This is a genomic window from Roseivirga pacifica, assembly GCF_900111145.1.
Lineage (GTDB): Bacteria > Bacteroidota > Bacteroidia > Cytophagales > Cyclobacteriaceae > Roseivirga > Roseivirga pacifica.
In genome coordinates this window covers 1,936,636-1,960,878 of the sequence record NZ_FOIR01000001.1, presented here as the reverse complement: position 1 = coordinate 1,960,878, position 24,243 = coordinate 1,936,636, and the positions used below count along the sequence as shown (strand labels likewise).

The following is a 24,243-nucleotide window of genomic DNA, read 5'->3' as shown; positions in this document are numbered from 1 at the left end:
CCTATTCGATAGCCCTTTTTATTATGTTCTATGCAAAACAATTCCCTAATTCCCCGTCTCGCTCATTAGTTGCTGAATAGCACGCTCCAGTTGCTCATCTCTTCCTGCATCAATAGTACCTGGCATATTCTTTACTTTAATGTCTGGCTCGGTCTGTAGATTTTCCATCCAACGGCCGTTTTTGTCTTTGGCACTTACTGGCACCACGCCCCATGAGCCTCCACTTGGCAGACCTTCCCAGCCCGCAAAAGAGCAAGTTCCAGGCGTAGGCATTCCCAAGGTTGTGCCAATATCCAAATCGGTGTAACCCTGCGCAAAGCAGTGGCCATCACTGTAGTTCGACTCGTTGAACATGGCCAAGGTAGGCTTTGTCCAGCGAGAGGTTGGCTCTCCCCCTACTACTTTAGCTGCAGTAGCATAAGTAATAAATGGCTCTCCGGTAAAGAACATGGCCAAGTCGGCTACCAAGTCGCCACCACCATTAAAGCGGGTATCTACAATTACAGCGTCTGTTTCGTAGTATTTACCCATCATCTCTTCATAAATGCTTCGGTAGGGGCCATCGCTCATGCCCGGAATGTGCACGTAGCCTAGTTTACCACCCGACTTCTCTTTTACTTCAGCAGCATTTATGCGTACAAAGCGTTCATACAACAAGCCATTTTCAGCACCCATAGAAATTGGCTTAATGGTTACTTGCTGCACCTTGCCCCCATTGGCATCGGTAATTTCTAGCAAAGTGAATTTATTCGCTTTGCGGTTAAGGTAGCTAGCCACATCTCTTTGTGGAGTTATTTGCTCACCATCAATCTTCTGAATGATCATACCGGCTTCTACCTTCAGGTCAGCCTTATCTAGCGGACCACCTTGAATTACTTCATCGATTAATATACCATTACCTTGGTGGTCGAAGTCCATGAAAATTCCAAGTGAAGCAGTAGCATCTGCATTGGAAATACTTGTTCCGTATCGGGCTCCAGCATGCGAAACATTTAGTTCGCCCAACATTTCAGAAAGCATTTCAGCAAACTCATAACCATTACCAATATGTGGTAGGTACTTCTCATATTCTGTCCTCATCAATTCCCAATCTACACCATGGAAAGTTGGCTCGTAGAAGATATTCTTAGTTCTGATCCACACATGATTGAACATGTAATCTCTTTCAGCCACTTCATCAAACTGCATTTCTCCGCTAATCGAAATCCCTTCTCTACCTCCTGAATCAGGCTTTATTTTGGCAATTCTTCCTCCGCTTAGTAAATAAAGGTTTTCCATTTTAGGGTCCCACTGCAAGCTGCCATAGCCACCAAGTTTAATGGCCATTTTGGTTTCTCTTGTTCTTAAGTCGGTAACCCAAAGGTTCTGTCCGCCTTCAAAGCTGGCTAGGTAATAAAGCTTCGATCCGTCTTTAGAAAGTACGGCATCGCCAAGGTTTGATGAATGAATGGTTAAACGCGCCTTACGCTCTCGCATATTCTCCCAGTCGAAGGTTAAATCTTTGCTCTCTTCTTTTTTCTCTTCAGCCTCTTCCTTACCCTTCTTTTTCTTTTTCGATTTTTTATCGTCAGCCGGCTCTTCTGGTTTTTCTTCAGCTTCGGTAGCCTCCTCTATGGCCTGCATCAGCTCATAATCTTCTTCGCTCAATTGGTATTTATCCCAAGCATCTTGGGTAAAGAACATGCTGTAAACATCGCTTTGGGCACGGCCGCTGGTGGCATAGCTCTTCATACCATTGCGGTTGCTAAACCATATCATTTGCTTCCCTTCGTTCACCCACTTTGGTGACGAATCGTAAAAACCACTTTGCGTAAGGTTATGGCGCTGCGTTCCATCTGCAGAAAGCAACAGTACTTCGCTATTGTTCAATAGTTTGCTCCAGTCAACCAACAACCACTTACTATCGGGACTCCATGTAAAATACTTGTCGCCATCACGCATATGAAACAAGTCGTCTTCTGTCATAAGGGCTACTTCATTGCCACTGTCAACATCGCGCACTTTCAAGTTTCTGCGGTCAGCAATATAGGCCATCTTTTTACCGTCAGGAGAAAACTGCGGCATGTAGTTGTCTACCTCGTTGCTTAGTAAAACCTCTTCTTTAATTAAGGTGGCGGCAAAGAAGAAAGGCTCTTGCTTTTCGCGCTCACGTGTAGCTTTAAAAATGCTCCACTTACCATCTCTTTCCGCAGCATACACCACCGATTTTCCGTCAGGAGTAAAGGTTACAAAGCGCTCTGCCTCTGGTGTGTTGGTAATACGCTTGGTAATCGATCCATCAACCGAGGTTACAAATACTTCTCCTCGTGCCACAAATGCTATTTCTTTTCCGTTTGGTGAAATGGCCATTTCGCGCACACCACCGTTAATGGTAATGAAACTGTCAGAATTGTCAATTTCTTGGGTTACTATTTCCACATTCACCTTTTGTGGGGCACCACCTTCTCTCATGGTATAAAGTTCACCATCGTACCCAAAGGCTAATGTGCCATTTGCAGCGCTCAAAAAGCGCACAGGATGTAAATCGAAAGATGTGATCTGCTGATTTTGACTAGGGTTGGCAAAAGTAGTTTTGTGCACATTGAAAGTGCCGCTCTCTTCGCTTAAGTAGTAAAACCCTTGCTCGTCTGCAGTAAAAATTGGCTGGCGGTCCTCACCCTCTCTTTTGACAATCATTTCATGTTGACCTGTCGTTTTGTCGAACTTCCAAATATCTCTAGTAATTGATGATGTGTGGTGCTTTCTCCACTCATTCTCCCCACCTTTTTTATCGTGATAAATCATGGTGTTGCCATCGTTGCTCACTTGCACATACTCTGCAGGAATAGTAAAAATTTGATCAACTCTGCCACCACTCACTGGCACCGAGTACAGCTCAGGCTGCGACCCCGTAGGGTATTGGCGGTGCTCCTTGGTGTCTTGCCTGTGTGTACCGAAAATTACAGCGGCATTATCGTGAGAGAAGCTAAACGGTGACTCGTTGCTTGAATGAAAAGTTAATCGTTTGGCGGCACCACCTTTAGCCGACATTACAAACACATCAAAATTGCCATATCTGTCAGAAGCGAAAGCGATTTGCTCGCCATCCTTACTCCAAACCGGCATATAATCATGCGCCTTATGAAAAGTAAGTTGAGTGGCCCTGCCACCCGAAGTTGGTACAGTATACAAGTCTCCCTTGTACGTAAAGGCAATTTGCTGCCCATTGGGCGAAATCACCTGATAGCGAATCCACTGTGGATTCTCTTGAGCTTTCAACCCAAAAGCTGAAAAAATTAAAAGTAGTATGACCAGTTTTCTCATAGTGTTGTTTGATTTAGCCCATGAATCTAGGAAAAGAAGTCGGAAGATGGAAGAGTTGGGGTTAAGACAGCCAGCCTACACAAGTTATGGAAGGTAAAGAGACGGGTGACGGGAGACGGAAGTCAGAAGTCAGAGAACCTGAAACAGTGGCATCCCTTTAGGGACTGAGGGTGATAATAAATAGAGTCGGGAGACAGAAGACCGAAGTCGGGTGACAGAAGTCGGAGAACCTGAAACAGGGGCATCCCTTTAGGGACTGAGGGTAAAATAAATAGAGTCGGGAGACAGAAGACCGAAGACGGAAGACGGAAGTCTGAGAAACTAAAACTGTGGCATCCCTTCTGGGACCGAGGGTGTCCATCGCTAAACAAGGCTAATCGCTTGGTCATTTCCCTAATCTCCTAATTCACCATTTCCCTAATTCCCTATTCCCAATCCACCAGCTCACAAACCCACTAGGTAAAACAGTTTTAAAGAAAGCCCTTTCATTCTCACAAATCAATTTTAACTTCGCAGTCCGAAAAAGACAATCGATTATGAAAACTTGGTTCACCTGTAAAGTAAAATACCAAAAAGAAGACGAGCACGGACGCGTAAAAAACGTAAACGAGGCTTACTTGACAGACGCCCTTTCATTTACCGAGGCTGAAGCCCGTATTTACGAGGAAATGGGGCAGCGCGTAATGGGTGAATTCCAGGTGGCAAGCATTACAAAAAGTAAAATAATCGATGTTTTTGAATACCCGGGCGGTGACACTTTCTACCAAGTAAAAATCACCTATATGCTTACCGATGGTGACTCTGGTAAGGAAAAGAAAGTAACCAACATGATGATCATTCATGCGCAAAACATTAGCGAAGCATACGACAGAATCCATGAGTCGCTGCACAATATGTTGGTAACATTTACAGTGCCCGAGATCAAAGAATCTCCTATCTTGGAAGTATTCCACCACAGCAGTGAGGAAAAAATTCCTGACAACCTAAAGCCTTTGGCGGAAGTAGAACAAGAAGAATCGGAAGATGAAACAGTTTGATAACGTATCTGCTGCAGCATTCGACTGCCTAAAGCAAAAGCTAAAATCTCAGGGTATTGAATTGAAAGGCGATGCTGGCTACCTTTCGAAAAACGGCATTTCGCTGGACTACAAGTATGATTCAGCTGCGCAAAGCTTAACCATCTCTAACTTAGAAGTTGGTTTCCCTGCCTCTTTGGCTGGCATGAATGCCGATAAGGTGATGGGCATTTTGGAAAAGACTGTTGAGGGGTGTAGAAGGTAATTACCAATCCATTCATTTTTGGAAATAGAAAACTCAGTGAGTTGAATTACTGACGGTTCTGACTATTTCCTCTTTTCATATTATATTCAGAGCGCGTTTAATTGCGTTTTGAAAAACCGAATTATGAAAAGACTACTAACCATCACCCTGCTATGCTGCGGGCTATCACTTTTTGCCCAAAAAAAGGAGAAAGACATCTTAAAAGCTTTAGACGACAAAGCTTCATTTTATAATGACATTGCCCACCAAATCTGGTCGAACCCTGAGTTAGGTTATTTGGAACACAATAGCTCCGAACTACTTCAGCACACCCTAGCCGATGCAGGTTTTAAAGTGCGTGCGGGCGTGGCAGACATCCCTACGGCCTTTGTAGCAGAATGGGGATCTGGCGGCCCGGTAATAGGTATTTTGGCTGAATTTGACGCGCTACCCGGTGTATCACAAAAAGCCGTTGCCCACAAGGAAGCCGTTACTGAGGGCGGTGCAGGCCACGCCTGTGGTCACCACTTGTTTGGTACGGCATCTATGGCTGCGGGTATCGAGGTAAAAAACTGGCTTGAGGCCACTGGAACAGCTGGTACCATCCGTGTTTATGGCACACCAGCGGAAGAAGGTGGTGCTGGTAAAGTATATATGGCTCGTGCCGGATTGCTAGACGATGTAGATGCTGTATTACACTGGCATCCGAGCAGCGGAAATAGTGCGGGCGCTACTTCTACCCTAGCAAACAAATCTGCAAAATTTCGCTTTTACGGGGAGGCTTCACATGCTGCAGCTGCCCCAGAACGCGGTCGTTCTGCACTCGATGGCGTAGAGGCGATGAACTACATGGTGAACTTATTGCGCGAGCATGTTCCGCAAGAAACCAGAATACATTATGTAATTACACGAGGTGGCGAGGCACCAAATGTAGTACCTGCCTTTGCAGAGGTGTTTTACTACGTAAGGAACCCTGATGTAGCCAATGTGAAATCAATTTTCGCCAAAGTGGTAAAAGCAGCTGAAGGTGCGGCCATGGGCACAAATACAGAAATGGATTATGAGGTGATTCATGGGCTTTACAATGTGCTACCAAACGAAACGCTTGCCCGCATAATGCACAAGAACTTGGAAAAAGTGGGTGGTGTAAACTACTCTCCTGAAGAAAGAGACTTTGCTGAAAAGATCATCCAAACCTACCCCAATGTTAAGGTAGACTTGGCGAGTGCTGCTAAAGTTCAGGAGTTTGTGGTACGCGAAAAAGGCACTGGTGGCTCTACCGATGTTGGCGATGTAAGCTGGCTTGTACCAACTGCGGGATTGGGAACAGCGACTTGGGTTCCTGGCACTTCGGCACACACTTGGCAAGCCGTGGCAGCAGGCGGAATGAGCATTGGAGAGAAAGGCATGTTGGTAGCAGCAAAAACGCTTACCCTAACCGCTATCGACATTTTTAACGACCCTGCGGTAACTGGTCGAGCATTAGAAGAACTTATGCGCAGAAGAGGCGATGACTTTGTTTACGAAGCCCTTGTAGGCGACAGAACCCCACCTCTGGACTATAGGAAATAAGTAGGGAACAGAAGTAAAATAGGTTCTCAACACAAAACATTGGCTTAAGTGCGTCACGATATTTCCTAGGGTTAAAATTACGATTGAATAAGATCTGATTCCGGGGAAATATCGGGCGCAACTATCATATTCCAAAAATTTAGTAGAAAACGCCCTTTTAGCCTAATAAACGCAGCAATCTGCTCCTACATTTATCAAACTGAGTTATCTTAGCCCGTAACCAGCCAACCAAAACCACATGAGCAAGATTGAGTTACAGGGAGACTTCCGTGAACTTTGGAGTAAAAACTGGAGAGAAAATCTTTTTGCCCCTGTAGACATTTCTTCCATTATACTTTTTCGAATTGCCTTTGGCGGTATTATGCTATGGGAGGTTACCCGCTACTTTAAGTACAACTGGATTTACCGTTATTGGGTAGAGCCAGCCTTCAATTTTTCTTACGGACCATTTAATTTTCAGCCATTGCCCGAACAGTGGATGTACCTGCTATGGTACGCATTAGGCACATTGGCGGTATTTATCGCCATTGGTTTTTTGTACCGAATAAGTACTGTACTTTTCTTCCTAGGTTTTACCTATACATTTTTACTAGAACAAGGGCGCTACCTCAACCACTTTTACCTAGTTGTTCTGATCAGTTTTATACTGATTTTCATACCGGCCAATCGCTACTTCTCCATAGATGCACTCCTATGGAAGAACAAAAAAAGCCCGCTTATCGAAAGTTGGTGTTTATGGCTGGTTCGATTCCTTATCGGTGTTCCCTACTTCTTTGGAGCCGTTGCCAAAATTAATCCCGACTGGCTACAAGGCTATCCGCTAAAACTTTGGCTAAGTGGCGACACTGACTTCCCCATCATCGGTCAGTTTTTTACCGAATATTGGATGATTCTATTTATGTCATATTCCGGCTTACTCCTAGACCTTTTGGTGGTGCCAGCCCTACTCTTCAAACGAACTCGACTACCAGCTTACTTTATCATTACCCTATTCCACCTAATGAATGCCGAAATGTTCTCCATCGGCATTTTCCCTTGGTTCATGATGCTTGCCACCACCATCTATTTCAACCCTGATTGGCCAAGAAAACTATTAAATAAACTCGGCTCGAAGCCTACACAAATGGGCAGTCAAGCCCTTGCTGCATTCAACCAATTGCAAAACCCTAAATGGCACCGATTTACAACCATTTGCCTGAGCTCATTTGTCGCGCTACAAGCTTTTCTTCCATTGAGGCACTGGCTTATTCCAGGCAATGTACATTGGACGGAAGAAGGCCACCGATATTCGTGGCACATGAAACTCCGCAGTAAAAGTGGAGCCACACAATTCTTTGTTCGCAACAATGCCAATGGCGAACTAATAAGCATAAACTTAGAGGGCTATATAGAACCATGGCAAATAAATGACATGGACGGAAAACCCTACATGATCTGGAATTTTGCGCAGTTTTTAAAAGAAGAATACAAACTAATGGGAGCCGATGTTGGGGTGTTTGTAGAAGCACATGCCTCGCTAAATGGTCGCCAATACCAACGTATAATTGATCGTAATGTAGACCTTACAACGGTCAGTCTCCCGCTCTTTACCTATGCCGATTGGATTATTCCACTAGAAGTTGAATTGGAGCAGCAACGGTAATCGCCTGACTACACAACCTGCAGAAAGCCGGAGTCGGCCTACCTACACAAGTTACGGCAGGTAAAAAAGTCGGAAGCTAATTCGGAGTAACTAAATCATTGGCATCCCTTCAGGGACAGAGGGTGAGAACAAGTCAGGACGGAAGTCAGAAGTCTGTTGCTATATGGAGGAAATTCTATCTGTGGTCACAACATCTTCAGGTGTTCTATAAGGCTGGAAGGGGATTTTTAGCAAATTACCCATTTCATCGTTTTCCTTCGGATCCATATGTGTATCCACTCCATACTTTAAAGCGGTGGTATCTTCTACTTGGGCAAAAGTGCCAAAAATACGGTCCCAGAAAGAAAAGATATTACCATAGTTAGTATCAGTTAACGGCTGCTGATAATGGTGGTGCACCTTATGCATTAGTGGCGTAATAAACACCCATGACAAGGCTCGATCTACCGACTTAGGCATGTTGATGTTAGCGTGCGTAATATGGGCGAAAAGCACCGACATACTCTGGTAGAACATAATTATCCACATTGGTGCACCTACAATAATTACCGCCAAAATGGTAAAACCAATTCTAAAAACAGTTTCGCCAGGGTGGTGTCGCAAACCAGTAGTTACATCAACCGTGGTATCAGTATGATGTACCAAATGGAATTTCCACATCCATTTTACCTTATGCTCTGTCCAGTGAACAAAATAAGCGCCTATTAAATCGAGTAGTAATACTCCTACTACCAACTGCGCCCAAAGCGGTAAATCCACCAAGTAGAGCAAGCCAAACTGTTTATCGGAAACATAGTTTGATGCAGCTAACAAGGCGGCAGCCAAACTAAAACCAATAATCATGGTGGTAAGCGTAAAGAATAGATTGATTCCCGCATGCCTCACTTTTTTATACTGAAATTGAAAAAGTGGCAAAGTGCCTTCCAACACCCAAAACAACACGATGCCGCCAATTAAAATACCGGCACGAAAAGGTGTGGGTATGTCTCCAAAGAAATTTACAATCGATTCCATAATGCTATAATTTACTGAATTGGAGCAAAAGGTAAAATTTATTCTTTCACCCACACTTTAATGGTGCTTTGCCAATCTTTGCCCTGTAGGTTCAGCAGATATATGCCCTGTTTTAAGTTATGCGTAGATATTTCGGCTTGTTGATCTTTTAAAGTAAAGCCCTCACCTAATAGCTCACCAGAAAGCGACATGGTTTTGGCACTTTTTAGCTGCAAACCATTCAGGCTGATGGTGATCGGCTCACCAGACTGTACAGGGTTCGGACCAAATTTCAATTTGGCAAAAACCTCCTCATCAGGTATACTGGTAATTACCGAACCATCGAAATGCGCTTTGGCGTAAGCGAACGCTCTATGGCCAATTTCTATTCCCATTTTTCTACCAGGAACATCATCGGCTGGTGGGTGAATTCCGCCCCATATACGCGACAAACTGGTCTGGTCAGACGCATCGCGGTAGGTTGCCCACTGTAGGGTGACATCCACACTTGGGCCTTCTTCAAAGACTAAAAAACGATTTTTAGGCGCTTCAAACTCACCAACCCCTCCAGGAAAATATTCGCTCCCCGTTAACAGGGTAAGTACTTCTGCTGCAGCACGAGAGTAAGTAGAGTGCCCAGAAACATAGCCTGCAAATGGCGGGGTTACAAAAGTTGGCCGCTGATAAGGCCACCAATTTTCTGCAAGTATCCACCCTACGCCTGCTTCATCGGTTTCGGGGTTTTCAATAAAATCGGGACCTCTCCATGCAAATAGCTTTATTTTATAAGTATCTGTACCCTCATCTTCCAATGGATCACCTGGCATTACAAGTTCCACCAAGCCTTCTTTCAACACCAAGCCATTCTCATGGTAATTGGGCAAATTAGGATCAGAACTCTGCCCCAACTCGGCCATACCACGAATTGCAGATATTGGCCTTATATAATCGTAATACCCCTTTACACTCCAAGCCGAAACGGCCGCATCGTGCATGGTTCCTCCTAAAAGAAAGTACGCCTTAATATCATACTCCAGCTCATCCATTTCTGCCCCTTGGCCTTCAAACTTTCGCTCAAAATCTGGATCATCAAAAACGTGATTCATTATTACGAACCAGTGCCCAGGTGGCGTTTCAGAGTCTGGTCCATCGGCCCAGAATTCAGCTAAAACTCGGGTATAATCTCCCCGCGGCACCATGTTTTCTGGGTACGGTTCTCCAGTAAACGGATTCACGGCCCTACCTGTACTACCGTCTCCCCCATTCACTAAGTTGTACATGTTTGGGTAATCTGCTGGCGTTGCTGGCAATTCATTCAAATTGCCGCTCGCACCTGGAGAAATATCCCACATTACGCCATCGGTCGGATCTAAATGAGATGACCAAATGGCCACCAACTCGTGACCAAATTTGTAGGGATTATTTCCCTCTTCGTCTTTTTCTGCTTGAATATATGGCGGTGGGCCGGGATCTTGAAACACATTCCAAATTGCACCATCGCGTTCGTAAACATTTCTGTGTTCATCCGTCATAGCGAAAGGCCAAACATTGCCCCATTCGGGGCTCAAAAACGGGATAGCTCCTACAATGGGATTTCCTGCCTGATCTACATAAGTATCCAGCCCAAGTGCTTGCCATCGATTTAAATTATCCAGTTCGGGGTTGCCAGGCTCATTCGGGTTTAATGGTGGGTTTACAGAATAGTAGTATTCATTCGCGTAATCGAACTGCTCATTGGAGCCGTCATTCAATCCAAATTCAATGTATTTGTAAGCAATGTAATTGCCCAAAGCAGCTGGGCCAAGGTCAGTATAATTGTCAGAGGTTATATTGATATCATAGCCTAAACTCTCCATCAGTTCGTCAAAAGTCTCCAGCAGTTCTTCACCCCCCGGAGAAAACCTAAAACGATGCAAAAGCAAGCGATAAGCAGCATAACTCATCGTCATTTCTTGCTGCTCCTTTGTGCTCAAATCACTTTCGAAACTTACTCCTGTAAAGGGCACCGACTGACCATTCATTGTCTTTCCCAACATGTAAGTTGATGCTGTTACGTTATAGGCTGCCCAACCATCGTACATGGCAGCCGAAATATGGAACAAATTTCGGGCGTGAACGGTAGGTCGAGCAAAGTCATTCCTTATGGCATGAAGTAGCGCCTCATTCCACTGACGCGCCACCGACTGCGCTTGCAAAAAACTTGGTGCGAACACCAACAAGCATAAGAGTTGAAAAAGTCGTTTCATTTGAATCTACATTTATACTGCACCTTGCAATCTATTAATTCTTTCTAAAAAGTGGTCGCTCAGGTTGGTCTGTTATTCACTTAAAAACTCTGCCAATAGTCTGTGAAAGTGATGCACACCTTTTTCCATTTTTGGAGAGAACCGACCAGTGTTATAAACTCTAGAACTCATGCCTTTAAACACACCCTCTACCACAAACTCATCCTCTCTTTCAACTTTGTCTAGCGCAGCACCTGCACCGGTATCCAGTTTCGATTCATCTAACACATAGGAGATAAAACTCACCTTGGTTCTATTTAAAGAAATGGGCTTCACTACATTGATAGAAAGGCCCCAAGGGTAAAAATTGAACATCATGTTCGGGAAAAGCCAGAAATAATAAGCGCCTATCTGTTCCCCAAAGTCTTCATGATCCTTTGGCAAGTCGAATACGTGCTCACCACTTGCCGCATAGCCAACTTGCAGATTAGCATGGGGATATAATTCCGTTTTGTACTTACCATAATCCAGCACCTGGTTCAAACCATCGTGCACAAAAGGAATATGAAAACCTTCTAAGTAATTATCGCAATAAAGCGCCCAATGTGCATTCACCAAGTAGTCTTTGCTTCGTGAAGTATCCAGTTTAAACTGGTCAAGTGGTAAAAAGCCAACTTTCCGCTCCATGGCATCGAGCACGGGCTGAAAATCTAGTTCATTACCAAGGGCCGTAAACAGCCAAGGCCCCCATTGCTTTAGCGGAAATTGGTGCAAACTATCTTCAGGCCTTGGAAAGTCAGCCGCCTCTTTAAACTGCGGCATATTTTGGAATTCGCCCTTTAAATTGAACCTGCGTCCGTGGTACATGCAGGTAATATTTCTAGCTTTTTTGGGGTGGTGGCAAAGGATGTTACCGCGGTGTGTGCACACATTAGACAAGCAGTTAATAATGCCCCCATCATTGCTCAGCAACATGGGTTCTTGAAGGCCGTACTCCATAAATTCAAATGGATGAACAGTACCCCCTAAATTGCAAAGGCTAACATCGCCAGCAAACTGCCAGCTTTTGGCAAATACGCGCTCAATCAACTGATCGTAAACACTTTGCGAACGATAAAAGCTGGAAGGTAAAGTTTCAGCTTTTTCTATTTCCGGATGAATATTGAATTGAAGTGCTTTCAATTTTTATCTCTATCTTAACTAATAACTTTTTCAAATTAACCATTTCAACCGAATTTCAACCTCATCTTTTGACCAGTTCTAAACCCAAAAAAATTGGCGTATTCACTGCAACCACCCTTGTGGTAGGCAGTATGATAGGCTCTGGCATATTCACAATTCCTTCTTCATTAGCCCCATTTGGTGGAATAAGTCTTTTTGGTTGGCTTTTGGCTGCAGCAGGCGCGTTGGTGTTAGCCAATATACTTAGTAAACTGAGCAAAGTAGACCCAAAAACTGGCGGCTTTTACGCCTACACCCGCGAGGCCTTTGGCGACTTACCAGCCTTTTTGGTTGGCTGGGGATACCTCGTTTCTGTTTGGTGCACCAATGCCGCTATAGCACTGTCTTTTACAGGCTATTTAAGTGTATTCTTTCCTTCAATTGCTGAAAATCAAATACTCATAACCGTTGTTGGGCTTTCGGCCATATGGCTGCTCACTATTATTAACAGTCAAAGTGTTTCGGGGGGTGGCAAGGTGCAAGTGGTTACTACAGTGCTCAAAGTAGCGCCATTAGTCGTGGTCGCCCTTTGTGGCCTCTTCTTCTTCAATGTAGACAACTTCAAGCCTTTTAACATGAGCCAAGAGCATACTGTTAAAGCCATTACCATGTCTTCAGCCTTATGCTTATTTGCTTTTTTAGGGCTAGAAACAGCCACAGTACCTGCCGGAAGTATTAAACGCCCTGAGAAGACAATTCCGAAAGCAACAATGCTAGGCACCGTATTGGTAATTTTTATTTACCTCTTTAGTTCGTTTTCGATTTTTGGGGTGCTGTCTCCTACCGAAGTTGAAAACAGCATCGCCCCATTTAGCGATGCTGCTGCCTTTATGTGGGGTGATGCAGGCCGTTACATTATCGCTGCAGGGGCGTGTATTTCTACCTTCGGGGCTTTAAATGCATGGATATTGATTCAAGGGCAAGTACCAATGGGAATGGCTACCGATGGCCTAATGCCTAAGTTTTTTGCCAAAAAGAACAGGTTCAACGCCCCTACTTTAGGAATCATCTTTTCGAGTGTTTTAGTAACCCTTTTATTCCTTTTGAATCAATCGAAAAACTTTAACAGCCTTTACGCCTTTTTAATTCTGCTCTCTGGCGTTACCGCTCTTTTTTCTTACCTGGCAAGCTCAATTGCCTTTGCCTATTTCGCCTCTAAAGCGAAAAAGAAACTGAAGCTCAACACCAAAACTATTGCCACGGCATTAGTTGGAGCTTTATTTTCCATTTGGCTAATTATTGGCTCCGGACAAGAAGCCGCAGTTTGGGGCATCTGCGGAACGTTGGCTGGCCTTCCTATTTTTCTGCTTAAAAAACGACAAAACAAAAAATGAAAACTGCACACTCTGACTACGGAAAGATTGAAAGGATACTGATCAATACGGCTGCTCACGCCTTTATTTCTCAGAAGAAAATAGATACTGAGTATGCTCGGCTCAACTATTTGGACAGGCCAATAATTGATGGTGCGCTGAGTGAATACCGTGTTTTCGAAAACATTATAGCCAAAGCAGGAGCTGAAGTAATGAAGCTGCCACAAAAAGACAATACTTCTATTGATGCCATTTACTGCCGCGATGCATCATTGGCCACCGACTTTGGCATCATTTTGTGCAACATGGGCAAAACCGATAGAAATGTTGAGCCTGAAAACCAGCGTGCATTTTTTCAATCTCAAGGGGTTGAAATTTTAGGTACAATAGACGCGCCCGGAACAGTAGAGGGTGGCGATATGTGCTGGCTCGATGAAAAAACACTCGCCATTGGCCATACTTATCGCACGAATTATTCGGGCATTGAGCAGATAAAGGCATTTTTGGAACCCAAAGGAATTGAAGTGTTTGTAGTAGAACTCCCCCACTTCCGCGGCCCGTCCGATGTTTTCCACCTCATGTCAATCATTAGCCCAATTGACAAAGACTTAGCGGTGGTTTACTCTCCGCTTATGCCCATTTATTTTAGAGAAGCACTTTTAAAACGAAATTATCGCTTGGTTGAGTGCCCCGAAGAAGAATTTGACTCTATGGGCTGTAATGTTTTAGCCTTGGCCCCAAGTCATTGCCTTATGGTAGAAGGTAACCCCATAACCCAAGAGCGACTAGTTTCGGCTGGCTGCAAAGTTGAAACTTATAATGGCGATAATATTAGCAACTTAGGTTGTGGCGGCCCAACCTGCCTTACCAGGCCATTGGAGCGAATTGTATAACACTACTAAGCCAATAATCAAGGTCTCACTTAAAGTGAGGCCTTGAATTATTTCAATTGCGTCCAACAGCTTGAATGATTAGCTTCCCCAAATTTTCGAGACATGAGATACCTCCTTACAGCGCTTTGCCTTCTTCTTACAACATCAGCTTTTGCGCAAAAGCATTACGATAGGCTGGCTGCCATCGACATTCAACATTACCGCTTTGAGTTAACCCTAACAGACGAGTCGGATAAAATTAACGGAATAGCCACGGTAGATGTACTTTTTAAAAAGGACGTGAGCAGCTTTCAACTCGATTTGAAAAAAGAGAATAACGGCAAAGGCATGAAGGTACTCACCGTAATGAGCGATAACAAAAAGGTGCCTTTTGCGCATGAGGACAAAAAACTCACCCTAAACTATACAGCAAAAGCAGGCGACCGTGCAAAAATCCTTGTGGCCTACGAGGGTGTACCTGAAACAGGCCTTATCATATCTAAAAACAAATATGGCGACCGCACCTTCTTTGGCGATAACTGGCCAGACCGCGGCCATCATTGGCTGCCTGTTGTGGACCATCCATCGGATAAGGCCACGGTTGAATGGATCGTAACGGCTCCATCGCATTATCAGGTAATTGGTAACGGAAGGTTGAAAGAAAGAACAAACATTAATGCGGATATTACGCTAACTCACTGGCAGTCGGAAGTGGTGCTACCCACCAAAGTAATGGTGATTGGTGCAGCACGCTTTGCCATACAAGAGAGCGGAGAGATTTACGATATATCCATCAGCTCTTGGGTTTACCCACAAGACAGAGAAAAGGGCTTTTATGACTATGCACAGGCAGTGCCGGTAATGGATTGGTTTATCAACCATGTTGGGCCTTACCCATACGCAAAGCTGGCCAATGTGCAGTCGAAAACACAGTTTGGCGGCATGGAAAATGCCTCGAACATTTTCTATTCCGAAAAATCTGTAACCGGCAATAGAACTGCCGAAGGACTTATTGCGCACGAAATTGCGCACCAGTGGTTTGGCAACTCTGCCTCTGAAGCCAACTGGCACCACGCTTGGCTAAGCGAAGGCTTTGCCACCTACTTTACCAACCTGTACATGGAGCAGAAATATGGTCGAGAGAACTTTGTGGGGCGGGAAAAAGAACAACGAGAGCAAATCATCGCCTTTAGTAAGCAGCAGCGTGTACCGATCGTAAACCCAGCTATTGAGAATTACATGAACCTACTCAACACCAACTCTTACCAAAAAGGTGGCTGGGTGTTGCATATGCTTAGAAAAAAAGTGGGCGATGAAAACTTCTGGAAAGGCATTCAAACTTATTACGACCAGTACAAGCTTTCAAATGCCTACACCGAAGATCTTAAAAATGTATTCGAAGGCGTATCTGGGCTTTCACTCGATCAGTTTTTCGCACAATGGGTAATGCAGGCAGGTCAGCCCGAACTAAAAGCCGACTGGAAATACAAAGGCAAAAAGCTCACTGTAAACTTTACGCAGAGCCAAGCCGAAGACTTTATCTTCGATTTAGAGGTAGACGTTGTTTATGAAGACGGCAGTACGGAAAGGAAGACTGTTCGCCTAGACCGTAAGTCGCAAGAGTGGACGGTAGACGCAAAAGAAAAACCTGCCAAAATAGTACTCGACCCTGACACCTGGCTACTTTTCGAGCAAAAGTGACAGTAAAACAGATAGTTACAATACTTGGAGCAATGCTTGTGTAGGCACTCACATGCCACACAAGCCCAAAGCCTCACTCGCAAAACGCATCCTTACCTTCCTAAGAGTGCTTATGGTCGCCTATATGGTTGGCATGGCCAATAGTATAAAGCATGAGCGCAATTTTATGGAAGACACTTTTATAAAAACCGAGCTTGTGCAAGAGCAAGAAGATGACGATCCCTTCGAATAGCACTCATCGTTTCACTCTAAGTGAAGCGATGAATAAGCAACAAGCTCAAGCTGTCGATATTTCTAAAGTTGGTTATTGCGGAATTATTTAGGAAGTTCCATATATAAACGAGTTGTAGAGCATGATGGAACAGTCAAGGTCAGAAGGAATATTTGAGGTAATAGACAGTTTCGCAATTAGAAAAAGGAAACAATTCTATCTAATTGGAAGACTAAAAAAGGGACGAGTGCAAGAGAACTGGTTCGTGAATATCCCATTCAATTCCAGTCTATCTATGACGGTAAGAATAACAGGAATAGAGGAAGTTGAGATGGCTTCTGAAAAAGAGTCTCATATACTACTAATTGTAGACTGTGATGACCAAGCAATTGATTTTTACATGGCTCTGAATGTAGGACTTGAATATTTACCGATAACAATAGAAGGTGAAGATTAGCTTTAAAATATCTGACTCAAGAGAATCCCTAATAGAACTACTTAACAAAGTAAAAGGGTTACTAATCAAACATAACAACATGAGTTTTGATGGACTCAGTCCTGCAGAAATTGGAATGGACCTAGGTATAGTTATCGAACAACTTCAGAACGGTGAACGGATAGACAAGGAATACCTGAAAGCCCTGTTTGCACCAACTGCTCCTATTCAAGAGTGCGCTATAGCTAATGATTGGTCAGACGAATACCTCAGACTTTCCAGTGAGTTTGACGACTTAATCGCTCTACAACATCCGCTATGAATTAATGGGGGAAGTTGTAGATCAAGATATTTTCGTGGGGATAGGAAAGTCCACCACAAGTTTTAAATTTAAATTAAGGCGTAGCTATGTGCTAGGCGAGAAATTGATATTTTCTAATTCCCTCCCATCATAGCTGGGCGCTAGCTAAAACATGACAAATTAAACACACATGAATTCAAAAAACATTCAAACGCCCGGAGTCTACATCAATGAAAAAGAGGCCTTTGGTAATGCAGTAGTGCCTGTAGAAACTGCTGTTCCGGCATTTATCGGTTACACTCCGCAGGCAGAATACGAGGGGGAGTCTTACGTATTCAAGCCACAAAAAATAACCAGCTTTACTGATTTTCAGGCAATCTATTGCCTGCCAACCCCTCCTGCGCCAGCGGCACCAGTACAGCAATATAGCCCGCAGTATTATTTGGTAAAGCAAAAATTACAACCAGAAAAAGGCGACTACATCTTATTCAACGGAGCGTTTTATTCCATTGTCCCAGATCCAAACACCATTTATTATTTATACAACAGCATCAGGTTGTTTTATGCCAATGGTGGCGGAGATGCTTACATTGTTTCCACAGGTGCTTACGGTACACCTTCAGGAAAGCCCATAACCCCCGGAGATCAGATTGTTAACCCTAATGTGCAACTGGCTGACCTGACTAAAGGATTAAGATTACTCAAAAATGAAGAAGAACCAACGATGTATATCTGTCCCGAGGCTACGCTTTTATCGTTGGACAACAATTCTACTCTAATGCAGGAAATGCTCTTGCAAAACTCAGAAATGGGAACGGCCATCAGCATATTCGACATTATCGGTGGAAGAGCCCCTGACCCCATTATGTATACTGAAGATATTGCCAACTTTAGGAATAACGTTGGTACTCAGGGCTTGAATTATGGAACGGCTTACTATCCATTTATAGGAACCACCATAATGCAAAGCACAGATATTAATTACACCAACCTTTTTGGGGGAGATTTAAAGCAGTTGGAACCTTTTGTCAACCCTGCAAGTGCCCCGGATAAAACAGCGGCATCCATTCTGGAAAAAGTAGCTAGCGGAGAATTAACGCCTAATCAGGCCAACAATGCCCTAATGAACTGTAGCAAGGTATATAGTTCAATCATGAAACACGTATTGAATGACGCCAACATGCTGCCTGCAAGTGGAGCAATGGCAGGGGTTATTACTACAACCGATAACGGGGAAGGTGTTTGGTCCGCTCCGGCAAACACAGGTATTGTTGAGGCAGTAAGCTTACCAATTAAATTAACCAGTAAACAGCAAGATTCTCTGAATGTAGATGCTATCTCAGGTAAATCCATTAATGCCATTCGCTTTTTCAATGGAATGGGAATTCTCATTTGGGGGGCAAGAACTTTGGACGGCAATAGTTTAGATTGGAGATACCTAAGCGTAAGGAGAACCATGATATTCTTAGAGCAATCTTGCCAGCTGGCGTGCCGCTCTTACGTATTTCAACCAAATAATGCAAATACATGGAGTGCCGTAAAAGCCATGATTGGGAGTTTCCTTAACGATATTTGGAAGCAAGGCGGACTTCAGGGAGCTACTGCGGCCGATGCCTATCAAGTGGAATGTGGTTTGGGTTCTACTATGACAGCAGAGGATATTTTGAATGGAATTATGAAAGTGACAGTAAAAGTGGCTGTAGTTCGTCCGGCAGAATTTATTGTACTGACCTTCGTACAGGAAATGGCAAAATCATCTTAAAACAAGCATCGATTTGAACACTGCAAACAATTAATACAAATCAGACTCATAACGTTGTTGGTCTTCTTGACCAACAACTATTCGTTTTAGCTTATTGGTAAAAAACATTACCTAACTCTAAATAAAACCAACACTAAATCTCTCTAATCTGACAGTAACGCTTTCTTTGATTTAACCATTGTACTCTATCTTCTGAAAAACGGCCTATCAAAATGATAAAAAAAATCCTTCTGTTACTCCTTCTAACTCCTACTCTAACATTTGGACAATTAAAAGCATTTCTAACTAAGAAGGAGCCTAACCTCCAGGCATGGACTAAAGGAACAAATAATACTTCAATTATAGAGCAACTAAAATCTGAGGGTTTATTAGATAATTATCAGGTGTACGATGACTCAACTCCTAATTTTCACTTGATCGATTTCGATGCTGACGGCTTAACTGATGTAATGTTTTATGGATATGCTGGCGGTGAAAGCAAAGACATAATATTTTTCCGCAATGAAGGGAATAGCTACTCCAAAGTCTTGAGTGTAATGGGTGAACTAGTGTTCGTGAGTAATTTCAAAGCATATGAACCACTTTCATTTGCGGTCAATCATTATGGTTGCTGTGCTTCTATTAACGATGTATTTGAATATTATACTCCAACCAACATTGGTGGCAAGTTCAAATTTCAACTGACAAATAAGATTGCACATATTCAAGGGATGGAATTCCCCAATGGTGAGTTTATCGCCCCTGTTACTTTCAAGACCGTCAACCCAGAATACACCTTAAGACTAAAACCATTTATTGACAACACTGAACCTCATCATGCGGACTATGATATGCCCGGCAACACTATTGCGATCTACCCACCAGAGTCCATTGGAACTGCAATTGCAACTCGAACTGACGAAACAGGTAGGGTTTGGTACTTTGCAATTATGCGTAACAACATCAGGCCTATAAAAGAAATACTGTTCAAAGGATATAACAATGATGAACCTTACTACTCCATTGGTTGGATAAGTAGTCGGTTTGTCAAAAAAATGTAATGTAACACATCATGTATAGCCATTGAGCAAATGGAAGCCAATCGTATGATTTTCGGTCTTCTCGACCAACAACTACTCGTTTAGCTTATTCGTAAACCAAAACCATCGAAGGTCAAAAGAACACCCACAGTTTTAGTGTTGGTTATTGCAAAGGTTTTTAGCAGATTTCGTGTACAAACATGCAAGCGCAACAAAACCTAAATGAAGAAGCTACTACTCCTTATCCTACTAATCCCGTTTTTTGTACAAGCCCAAGATTTCAGTGGTGAAATAACCTACGAGATTCGAATTGTACCTAAGTCAGATACCATTGGCATTGATACCTCAGGTTTAAAAGAGTTAATAGCTCGCGAAGATGGAACCACTGTGTCATACATTATAGGGGCCAAACGCTATAAATCAACTTATTATAAAGATGGAAAATATAGCTACTCCTACACTTATGATAATGAGACAAAAAGGATGTATGACGATTATGCCGGCAAGCCCTATATCACATTTCGGGACGCCAGAAAGCCTAACTATGAATACGGTGATTCTGAAATATTAGAAGATGCTACAACCAAAGTTTTGGGGCACGAATCCTATATGGTGATAACCGAATCTGAATATGGACTAACGAAAACCTACTACTCAGAAGACATAAGAGTTGATTACACCGATTTTGAAGGTCATAACGTGGGCAATTGGTACAATAAGCTAAAAGAAGTTGACGGAGCAATTGCGCTTAAAACAACAACAGAGTACGGCTTATACTACGAGATCCGAGAAGCAGTGAAAATTAAGAAGCGAAAGGTAAAAGACAAGGAGTTCGAACTTCCAGATAAACCTATCGCAGCTGCGTTCTCAGCCCTTGATGAAAAATTTGATTTACTGCCTCCAACCCAAGCTCAACTTGATTGTTATCAGGAAAAAACAGTCGCCAATTCAAAATCAGGAGGTAAAAAATACACATCTTATATCACCTTTATTCTTGAAACGGACGGTACAATGAAATACGCTGAACCATTAGAAGAAGACAAGGATGGACTATATAAGATAGCCTTAGACATTGTACTTAATTGTGGGTTTCAGTTTAAAATCGGCAAAATTGATGGAAAACCAGTCAACACTCAAATCCACTTTCCGGTTGAATTCTTAAGGTAAGCCCAATGGAATGAATCATTTGCATATTATGACTTAACTAGGTTTGGAAACTGATTTTTGCAAGGTATAATCCAAACGAACTGTTCTAGGCGGTTTAAATTGCTATCAATCTTTTGATAACTTTAGACTCCTCTCCCATTCAATTTTTACTTACTATTAGTTTATACTGGCCATGGAAAAAGCCATCCTAATACTTTCTTGGGTTTTAATACTTGGTAGCTTTCTACCTTCATTAAGACTTACACATTGGTCTGTCAGGAATTTCGATTTTATTCGAGTTCAAACAATATTCTTACAAATAGCACTGATACTACTTTTTGTATTCTTTATCGATAAACACACACCTTTTAATGCCAGCACTCTTTCAATACTTGTTATTGCCTTGTTATACCAATGCTATATTATTTTCCCTTTTATTCCCAAGAGTGGTAAAACCAAGTATACTGGAAAAACGCCATCAAGTATCTCCGTTCTGAGTATTAATGTATACCAAGACAATACAGAATATGGCAGAACCATTGATTTAATAAAAGCCCACAATCCAGATATTCTATTAACGCTAGAAACTAATCAGGCATGGGACAATGCGCTACAAGAGATTGAGTCTAGTTATAGCAAAAAACTTAAAATCCCGAGAGAGAACACTTATGGGATGCACCTTTATACTAACCTAGAAGTGGATTTTATCAAAGCACACTACTTCGTATCTGACGAAAGACCTGCCATAGAAGCCCACCTTAGAGACTCACAAAATAATCTCTTTATTTTTTGGGGAATTCACCCTCCTCCACCGAGTCCTACAGAAATGGAAACCTCCAAACAAAAAGATGCTGAGCTCATGATTCTAGCTAAAGAAGTGCTTAAATCGGAGCTTCCGACTTTGGTTATTGGCGACTTTAATAATGTTTGCTGGTCAAGGAGTGCTCGGCTATTTTCAAAAGTATCAAAGCTAAAGGATGCGAGAAAAGATAGCGGACTTTACAGCACTTTTCCTGTGAAACCAGCTCTCTTGAGGTTTCCGTTAGACTTGTTGTATTATTCCGAAGGCATTAAAATAGATGCTCTGAATACACTTCCAGATGTGGGCTCTGACCACCTGCCCTTCTTTAGTTGGTTTCATATAAGCTCTGAAGAGACTAAACAACCAAAAGAAGTAACTGATGAACTAGAGGAAACCACAGACACAATTATCAAAGAAGGTATAGAAGAAGTTAATGAAGAATAAGACACTTAAACTCCCTCACCGGCTATGAGCTAGTTTCATTTGACAAACCCACCGTTGAACAAAAGGAGCAATACATCAAAAAAAGAGTGTCTGAATTTTTCAGCGAGGAGCATTTTTTTAGTCCAGCAATTGCGGCAGCGGATGAATTCGATAGTGATTACTCTGAAAAGGAGATTTGGTATAACATTAAGTCTGATTCAACCACAGCCGGATTTTATTGCCTCATTGGAGAAGAAGTAGGCTGTCGGATTGCCTATTCAAAGAAACTAAAGCGAACTGTTAAATATTTTTGCTGCTGTTAGAACGAAAAATATGCTCACACAATGACTTCCCCTATCTGAGTCTATCACTTGGACGATCACACTACTCCAACTAGCTCAATTTCCCTTGGCCCCAATTTGAAAGTATCTCCCGCTGCCTTTCCCATTAGTTGCTGCCCAATTGGCGAACCAGGGGAAATGACAAAGCAATTCACACCTTCCACAGCAACCTGACCTATGGCTGCAGCCAGTAAGTAAAATCCTTGGTTAGTTTGCACCAATGCTCCCATTTCGCAAGTAGAAAGTGCCTTTCCAGCATCGATACCTTTAAGAATTGAGCGCATTTTGGTGGCATTGGCCAGTTGCCCAGCGATCTTCCCCTTTTCTAGGTTGATCATCTCGCGGCTGGTTTCATACTTATCACCCATAGAGCTCTTGGTATCCGATGCTGCCGATTCGCCCAAAGACTTCAATTCAGCTTCTAATTGAGCGATTTGCGCAGCTACTTTTTCATGACAAACAGTAAGTATTTGCTGCTTTAACTGTATGGAAAGTGCTTGTTTCAAAGGAGTTCTTTATTTTCAAAAAAACATTCACATGACTGTAAACGACTTTCAAAAGTACTTGATTTTAAAATATGGTAAACGTCAATCGGGAGTTATTGCCTTAAACGAAGAGCATCAGGTGATTACGGAGCGAGAAGAGCTTTTTAGTCGAAACAGGTTACAGTTCATACTTTCAATTGTTTGGCTATTGCTTGGCTTTTCCAATATAGCAAACCAATGGCATGGAGGCCATTCGGGCTTTATTGTTGGACCCTTTTTCCTAATAATGAGTTTCTGTTATCTAGGATTATTCTATCACAAAAAGAAAAAGCATAGCCTAATTTCAGTACTAAGTCTGACACATCAACAAAACTATAGCCTGACTGAAATGACTGATGAAGTCAACATCAGAAACAGAAATGGACTGTTTAAACTAAAGCCAATAACTGCTGATGAAGTTGATAACGCTCCAAACATGGGTTCTCTCGTAGATAATTGGAGGCTAGCCACTTTAATGCTCTCTACTGCACTAGCCATTATAGCTGGTATTTATGCTTTTGAAAGCGGCAGCCAATGGCTTTATTGGACACTTATGGTGAGTACATTGGTGAGTTATAAACTTCTTTTTAATTACCTCAAATTCATATACCGCAGTAAACTCATCCAAACACTCTACCTATACGGCCTAACTTGCACTACCGAGTAGGCGCATTTTATTAGTGGCAATGTGGTCTCAAATAGATTAATTAACTTGATGGCCTATGTTATTCCAACTCATTTACCGAAGCAAAGCAAAACCAAATTTAACCGACAAAGACTTAGAAGATATTCTGGAAACTGCCAGAAACTTCAATAGTTCTCAGAACATAACAGGCTGTCTGCTCTATCATAAAGGGCTATTTCTACAGCTTTTGGAGGGTGATTTTAATGCCGTGAATCAGCTATACAATGGCATAAGAAAAGACACCCGACATAGCGAGGTAATTACCCTGCACATGCAAGAAGCCCCAGACCGTATTTACAATGATTGGTCTATGGCTTTTAAGGAATTGAAAGAAAACTTGGCTACACTCGAAAAAAATGGAGCCGCATCTTTTAAAGAACTGCCTTCGCAAAACAATACCTCGCCCCTTGCTCAAGAACTATTCAACTTAATGAGCAAAGAAGTAATGAATGATTGATTGGCTTTAAGCTTTCCAGTGAACCTTTAATTCC

Annotated in this window: 21 protein-coding genes; 16 read left to right on the top strand and 5 right to left on the bottom strand. The window is 42.7% G+C overall.

What is annotated here, in order from left to right:
- Window positions 1-45: 45 nt before the first annotated feature.
- Complete coding sequence (locus BMW98_RS08945) at window positions 46-3,303, bottom strand: S41 family peptidase (RefSeq protein WP_090258152.1); 3,258 nt, start codon at window positions 3,301-3,303, stop codon at window positions 46-48.
- A gap of 536 nt (window positions 3,304-3,839) precedes the next feature.
- Between BMW98_RS08945 and BMW98_RS08940 the strand changes: the two genes are divergently transcribed.
- From BMW98_RS08940 to BMW98_RS08925, 4 genes are all read left to right on the top strand, one after another.
- Complete coding sequence (locus BMW98_RS08940; RefSeq protein WP_090258151.1) at window positions 3,840-4,340, top strand: DUF4494 domain-containing protein; 501 nt, start codon at window positions 3,840-3,842, stop codon at window positions 4,338-4,340.
- Window positions 4,327-4,584, top strand: coding sequence for a hypothetical protein (locus BMW98_RS08935; RefSeq protein WP_090258150.1), 258 nt, complete (start codon window positions 4,327-4,329; stop codon window positions 4,582-4,584). Before BMW98_RS08940 ends, BMW98_RS08935 begins: the two co-directional genes overlap by 14 nt.
- Before the next feature lie 123 nt (window positions 4,585-4,707).
- A complete protein-coding gene (locus BMW98_RS08930) occupies window positions 4,708-6,135 on the top strand; it encodes an amidohydrolase (protein WP_090258149.1) in 1,428 nt (475 codons plus the stop codon).
- A gap of 238 nt (window positions 6,136-6,373) precedes the next feature.
- Window positions 6,374-7,777 (top strand): HTTM domain-containing protein, encoded by a 1,404-nt coding sequence (locus BMW98_RS08925; protein WP_090258148.1) that lies wholly within the window; start codon window positions 6,374-6,376, stop codon window positions 7,775-7,777.
- Window positions 7,778-7,936: 159 nt separating this feature from the next.
- Here BMW98_RS08925 and BMW98_RS08920 read toward each other — a convergent pair whose 3' ends face one another.
- The 3 genes from BMW98_RS08920 to BMW98_RS08910 form a co-directional block, all read right to left on the bottom strand.
- Window positions 7,937-8,791, bottom strand: coding sequence for a sterol desaturase family protein (locus BMW98_RS08920; RefSeq protein ID WP_090258147.1), 855 nt, complete (start codon window positions 8,789-8,791; stop codon window positions 7,937-7,939).
- Window positions 8,792-8,829: 38 nt separating this feature from the next.
- A complete protein-coding gene (locus tag BMW98_RS08915; RefSeq protein ID WP_090258146.1) occupies window positions 8,830-11,016 on the bottom strand; it encodes a DUF6851 domain-containing protein in 2,187 nt (728 codons plus the stop codon).
- 72 nt (window positions 11,017-11,088) lie between these two features.
- The gene (locus BMW98_RS08910) at window positions 11,089-12,177 is read right to left on the bottom strand and encodes an aromatic ring-hydroxylating oxygenase subunit alpha (protein ID WP_090258145.1); all 1,089 of its coding nucleotides are present in this window, start codon (window positions 12,175-12,177) and stop codon (window positions 11,089-11,091) included.
- Window positions 12,178-12,245: 68 nt separating this feature from the next.
- On the opposite strand from BMW98_RS08910, the gene BMW98_RS08905 reads away from it, so the two are divergent.
- The 10 genes from BMW98_RS08905 to BMW98_RS08860 all read left to right on the top strand — a co-directional run bounded on the left by BMW98_RS08905 (window position 12,246) and on the right by BMW98_RS08860 (window position 22,223).
- On the top strand, window positions 12,246-13,550 hold the full coding sequence (locus BMW98_RS08905; RefSeq protein WP_090258144.1) for an APC family permease: 1,305 nt from the start codon (window positions 12,246-12,248) through the stop codon (window positions 13,548-13,550).
- Entirely contained in the window at window positions 13,547-14,422 is an 876-nt protein-coding gene (locus BMW98_RS08900) for a dimethylarginine dimethylaminohydrolase family protein (RefSeq protein WP_090258143.1), read from the top strand. Before BMW98_RS08905 ends, BMW98_RS08900 begins: the two co-directional genes overlap by 4 nt.
- A 102-nt stretch (window positions 14,423-14,524) precedes the next feature.
- Entirely contained in the window at window positions 14,525-16,102 is a 1,578-nt protein-coding gene (locus BMW98_RS08895; protein ID WP_090258142.1) for a M1 family metallopeptidase, read from the top strand.
- 52 nt (window positions 16,103-16,154) lie between these two features.
- Entirely contained in the window at window positions 16,155-16,334 is a 180-nt protein-coding gene (locus tag BMW98_RS08890) for a hypothetical protein (protein ID WP_090258141.1), read from the top strand.
- 121 nt (window positions 16,335-16,455) lie between these two features.
- Complete coding sequence (locus BMW98_RS08885; RefSeq protein WP_090258140.1) at window positions 16,456-16,770, top strand: hypothetical protein; 315 nt, start codon at window positions 16,456-16,458, stop codon at window positions 16,768-16,770.
- A 79-nt stretch (window positions 16,771-16,849) separates the two neighbouring features.
- Complete coding sequence (locus BMW98_RS08880; protein WP_139177464.1) at window positions 16,850-17,071, top strand: hypothetical protein; 222 nt, start codon at window positions 16,850-16,852, stop codon at window positions 17,069-17,071.
- A 169-nt stretch (window positions 17,072-17,240) separates the two neighbouring features.
- On the top strand, window positions 17,241-18,812 hold the full coding sequence (locus BMW98_RS08875; protein ID WP_090258138.1) for a phage tail sheath family protein: 1,572 nt from the start codon (window positions 17,241-17,243) through the stop codon (window positions 18,810-18,812).
- A gap of 212 nt (window positions 18,813-19,024) precedes the next feature.
- On the top strand, window positions 19,025-19,852 hold the full coding sequence (locus tag BMW98_RS08870) for a hypothetical protein (RefSeq protein ID WP_090258137.1): 828 nt from the start codon (window positions 19,025-19,027) through the stop codon (window positions 19,850-19,852).
- Between the two features lie 201 nt (window positions 19,853-20,053).
- On the top strand, window positions 20,054-20,998 hold the full coding sequence (locus tag BMW98_RS08865; RefSeq protein ID WP_090258136.1) for a hypothetical protein: 945 nt from the start codon (window positions 20,054-20,056) through the stop codon (window positions 20,996-20,998).
- Window positions 20,999-21,170: 172 nt separating this feature from the next.
- Complete coding sequence (locus BMW98_RS08860) at window positions 21,171-22,223, top strand: endonuclease/exonuclease/phosphatase family protein (RefSeq protein WP_090258135.1); 1,053 nt, start codon at window positions 21,171-21,173, stop codon at window positions 22,221-22,223.
- A gap of 358 nt (window positions 22,224-22,581) precedes the next feature.
- Here the strand turns inward: BMW98_RS08860 and BMW98_RS08855 are convergent, their stop codons facing one another.
- On the bottom strand, window positions 22,582-23,049 hold the full coding sequence (locus BMW98_RS08855) for a hypothetical protein (RefSeq protein WP_090258134.1): 468 nt from the start codon (window positions 23,047-23,049) through the stop codon (window positions 22,582-22,584).
- A 31-nt stretch (window positions 23,050-23,080) separates the two neighbouring features.
- On the opposite strand from BMW98_RS08855, the gene BMW98_RS08850 reads away from it, so the two are divergent.
- Both BMW98_RS08850 and BMW98_RS08845 read left to right on the top strand, forming a co-directional pair.
- Entirely contained in the window at window positions 23,081-23,734 is a 654-nt protein-coding gene (locus BMW98_RS08850) for a hypothetical protein (protein WP_090258133.1), read from the top strand.
- A 55-nt stretch (window positions 23,735-23,789) separates the two neighbouring features.
- The gene (locus BMW98_RS08845) at window positions 23,790-24,209 is read left to right on the top strand and encodes a BLUF domain-containing protein (RefSeq protein ID WP_090258132.1); all 420 of its coding nucleotides are present in this window, start codon (window positions 23,790-23,792) and stop codon (window positions 24,207-24,209) included.
- The last annotated feature ends 34 nt before the right edge of the window (window positions 24,210-24,243 follow it).